Consider the following 1,232-nt stretch of genomic DNA (forward strand, 5'->3'; position numbering starts at 1 on the left):
CATTACCGAGGACCACAAAATAAAACAGAAGCGCAATTGCAGCAATTATGGTCGAGTTTATTAAAGATACCGCAAGCGTCACTGAGCTGTGAGGCAAACTTCTTTGCCCTAGGTGGCGACTCAATATTATCAATTCAGCTAGTCTCACGGGCAGCGGAGCAAGGCCTGTATTTTAGTGTTAAAGACCTGTTTCGTCATCAACACATCGTGGCATTAGCACGGTGTGTAAAGCAGAGCAAAGGATACACGATAGCACAAGAGGCGGTGATAGGAGAGATGCCATTGCTGCCTATTCAGCAGGCATTTTTCAAAAACGAAACGGCGTTAGCCCACTTTAACCAGTCGGTTCTATTAAGTACCCCAGAGGATTTTGACACCCAATGCCTGATACCGATGTTGCAAGCTTTGGTCACGAGACATGACGCATTGAGGCTCAGTTTTGATAAAGCACAGGGGCAGTGGCGAGGTTGGTATCAAGCCTTGGAAGCATTGGCGCTATCAAACTGCATAGAGCAGCATGAGTGGGATGGAGAGGCAGAGAGTTTAACGGCTATTGCAGAGCGAGCGCAGCGCAGCTTATCACCGATAGATGGTGAGTTATTACGATTGGTCTATTTGGCGAACAAAACGGGTACAGGACGCTTGCTGTTGGTGATACATCACTTAGTTGTGGATGGGGTTTCTTGGCGTATTTTGCTGTCAGACATAGCACAGCTCTATCAACAATACCAAGCGGGAGAAGCATTGCAGCTTGGTGATAAGACACATAGTTATCAACAGTGGGGAAGACACTTACAGCGCTATAGCGAGAGTGAAGGGCTTCAGCAGCAACGCTCATATTGGCGGGAACTAGAGGCAGATAATAGTTGGCAACAGCATTATGGTCATGAGCAGGTACAAGCAGGTGTACGGCGACAATTACAAATCCAATTGAGTGAGGATGAGACGCAGGCTTTGCTCACGATGGTGCCACAGAGTTATCGAACTCAGGTGAATGAAGTACTCTTGGCGGCTTTGTGGTTAGCTCATCAACGTTGTAGTGGTGCTCAAACGCTATCGGTGACACTAGAAGGGCATGGGCGTGAGGGAGTTGCGGGGGTAATAGATTTAAGTCAAACCGTAGGCTGGTTTACCAGTATGTATCCATTGCAGCTAAGCGTGCAAGCGGCGGAGGATGTCGGTGGTATTTTGATGGCGGTAAAAGAGCAATACCGTCAGGTTCCGGATACGGG

1 protein-coding gene is annotated in these 1,232 nt (G+C 48.1%); it reads left to right on the top strand.

The window, feature by feature from the left end:
* Positions 1-1,232: condensation domain-containing protein (locus L3V43_RS23435; RefSeq protein ID WP_237117517.1), on the top strand; the 1,232-nt coding region annotated here is incomplete at both ends.

The sequence above is a fragment of the Pseudoalteromonas sp. L23 genome (assembly GCF_021728455.1).
Lineage (GTDB): Bacteria > Pseudomonadota > Gammaproteobacteria > Enterobacterales > Alteromonadaceae > Pseudoalteromonas.